General features: G+C 41.0%; 3 protein-coding genes. 1 reads left to right on the top strand and 2 read right to left on the bottom strand.

Annotated features, from left to right (window positions below; all coding sequences use genetic code 11):
• On the bottom strand, positions 1-1,736 hold a 1,736-nt coding region (secD, locus tag AC52RT_RS09265; protein WP_495540472.1), incomplete at its 3' end, for a protein translocase subunit SecD.
• A gap of 273 nt (positions 1,737-2,009) precedes the next feature.
• Positions 2,010-2,294 carry a post-transcriptional regulator gene (locus AC52RT_RS09260; protein ID WP_495540471.1) on the bottom strand — a complete coding sequence of 95 codons (285 nt, stop codon included), beginning with the start codon at positions 2,292-2,294 and terminating at the stop codon, positions 2,010-2,012.
• Between the two features lie 137 nt (positions 2,295-2,431).
• Between AC52RT_RS09260 and AC52RT_RS09255 the strand changes: the two genes are divergently transcribed.
• Positions 2,432-3,246 (top strand): oligosaccharide flippase family protein (locus AC52RT_RS09255; RefSeq protein ID WP_495540470.1); only part of this gene is annotated, 815 nt, incomplete at its 3' end.

Raw genomic sequence — 3,246 nt, 5'->3', positions numbered from 1 at the left:
GAGGCAATCGCTACGGCTTTCATCGCATTTTTGGCTAATTCTTTCCCAACAGCTGAAGAGACGGTGCTGATATTGGGCTCAGTGTTATAAAGAGCGGTAAACTCTTTCTTCAGTTCTGAGATTTCCTCTTTCTTCAGTTCTTCACTCAGACGAACAATTCCGCCTTCATTATTATTTCCTGACAGGACAATATTTTCTGTTTCATAGCCTAGCTTATCAAAGTCTGCTTTGATTTGTTCTTGAGTCAGCGTTTTCTCTGTAGTGAAGTCAACCCGAGTACCGCTGGTAAAATCAATGCCTAAATTTAATTTAAAGACAAACAAGAAGATAATGCCGATTACCGTCAGTCCGATTGAAAAGGCGTAGAATTTTTTTCTATGCTTCACAAAATCGAATTTATCAAAATGTGTCGGCAAGGTATAAAGAGTTTTCTTCTCAGCTAGAGAATGAATATCTTTCTTTCTTGTCCCGAACCAGCCTGGGTGATTGTTGAAAATGTTGCTATTCACCCAAAGACCCATGAAGAAACGTGTTCCATAGACGGCTGTAATGAAACTCATCAAAATACTGATAATCAGCGTGGTCGCAAATCCTTTGACCGAGCTTGTTCCATAGACGAACAATACGCCTGCTGCCAGCAATGTCGTTAAGTTGGCATCGGTAATGGTCGCCAATGAATTTTTATTACCTTCCTTATAAGCAGCTTTCACGGAACGGCCAAGCTTAAGCTCATCCTTAATCCGTTCATAGGTAATAATATTCGCATCGACTGCCATCCCGACTCCGAGAATTAATGCAGCGATCCCAGGGAGCGTCAGCACGGCATTCATCCAATCAAAGACGAGCAGTGTAAGGAAAATATAAATGGTTAACGTTACAACGGCAATAAAGCCTGGGAAACGGTAATAAACGAGCATGAATAGGAAGATTGCTGCAATCCCGATCACTCCAGCAAGAACGGTATCTTGGAGTGCTTTTTCACCGAATTGAGCTCCGACAGACGTCGAGTACTTTTCAGTAAGTTCAACGGGCAGTGAGCCGGCATTTAACAAATCAGCCAGTTCTTTTGCTTCTTTAACGGTAAAGCTGCCTGTAATATTTACTTTATTCGTCGTAAATACTTCCCTTACCGTTGGAGAGGAAATCATATTATCCGTTGTTTCTGGTTTTTGAATCGAATCCTTGCCTTCTTCAAAATCCAACCAGATTGCTAATACATTCGTTACAACGGGAGTTTCTGGCATGGCGGAAATTTGTTCAGAAATTTTCTTGAACTTATCCGGGTTCTTCAAGGTTACTTCAACGACAGGTGCATTGTCCAAGTAGCCTTGTTTCGCTCCTCCTTCTGCCAAATCGTTACCAGTCATCATTTCTTTGTCATTATAATCACGGAAAGATAATTTCGCTTGAGTTGAGAGAATTTTCCGTGCGTTGTCTTGGTCTTTAACACCAGCCAGCTGCACACGGATTCGATCTTTTCCTTCTACTTGGATCGACGGCTCACTTACACCGAGAACATCGATACGTTTGCTTAAGGCTTGAGCGGTACTGGTAAGGACCTCTTCATCCACCTTCGAGCCATCAAGTGTATCTACCTCATACAAGACTTCAAAACCGCCTTGTAAATCCAGGCCGAGCTTAATTCTGTTTAGAGTATCTTTTGAAGTCGTTCCAATTGCTGCAAAAATGACAATTGCAATTAAAAAGAACGCAAGTATTCTACTTCTTTTTACCATTATGTATTTGGCCCCTTTCTTTCTCACACGCCATATCCTGGATGCAATAAACGTCATCTAAGAACGTAAAACAACGGTTCTTTCAAGGAACTGAATGAGCGAGCTAATTGGTTATATCCGTATTTTATTCATGCAAAAATTTACAAAATTCGCTAAAAGAATTGCAACATCACTATTATGAGACAATTTGAAACAACTGTCAATTTAAGAATAGGGGTTTTACCTTTTTTAGGCAAAAAAAATCCCCGCTGCCTTGGCGGGTTAATCGACGACTTACTTTTTCAGCACTTCTTCTAAATCTTCAGAAGAAATGGACCGGTATGCTTGGACGGTCTTATACGTCATATACTGACTGCTGGTTAAAGAGATAATATCAGCTGCCACTTCATAGAGATGGGTGGATTCTTTTGGCTTTTTCCATTTCTTCTTAATCAGACACAACCAAATATCCTCGATACTCACTTCGTTTATGCCGTACATCCTAAATTCTTCGTACTTACTTTTTAAAAAGGGCCTGACTTCAGCATAGTAATGCTCATACGGATGGTTCGTTTCCACTACTTAACCCTCCATTCAAATTAACTTCCTTCTTGCTTATTTATGCAAATTTCGGGAAGCCTGTCATGCTTTGTCCAACTCTTCATATAGTTAATTGTATATGAAAACAGTTTTTTTGAGAAGGCGGGGATGACTGAATGTCCAAATTTTTCAAGGGAACTCTGATTTTATTGCTGGCAAGTTTAATCGTACGTATTCTCGGGTTCATCAATCGAATTGTTGTAGCCCGTTTTATTGGCGGTGAAGGTGTCGGGCTCTATATGATGGCCCTTCCGACCTTATTTCTTGTTATCAATATTACGCAAATCGGTCTTCCAGTAGCAATCTCTAAGTACGTGGCCGAGGCAAATGCCAAAGGCGATGAACAAAAAATTAAAAAAATACTCGTGGTCTCATTAGGATGTACCTTTTCACTTTCCTTAATATTCACACCATTGTTAATCCTTTTTGCGCCTTGGCTTTCAGAAACGCTATTTACCGACTCCCGAGTCGTCTGGCCATTGCGGGCAATTGCCCCTATTGTTCCAATTATAGCGATTTCATCTGTTTTGCGCGGATATTTTCAAGGAAAACAAAACATGCAGCCTTTTGCATTTTCTCAAGTCATTGAGCAAGTGGCACGAATTACCTTCATTGCTGTCTTAACCAAAGCTTTTCTTCCATATGGGATTGAATATGCGGCGGCTGGTGCCATGCTTGCCTCGATCATTGGGGAACTTGTCTCTCTGGTTTATTTACTGACAAGCTTTAAACTGAAAAAACATTTTAAATTTCGGAAAAAATTCTTTTCTTCGATAAGATCAGGAAGAGACACCCTTCGAGAATTAATGGGGATTGCCATGCCCGCAACCGGCAGCCGCTTAATTGGTTCAGTTGCTTGGTTTCTTGAACCGATTGTCGTAGCTCAGAGCTTAGCCGCGGCAGGAATCGCAACATCGATCGCGACGATGCA

This window comes from Peribacillus sp. (assembly GCF_059453735.1).
Note: the sequence above shows the minus strand (reverse complement) of the source record. Positions and strands in the feature narration are given on the sequence as shown.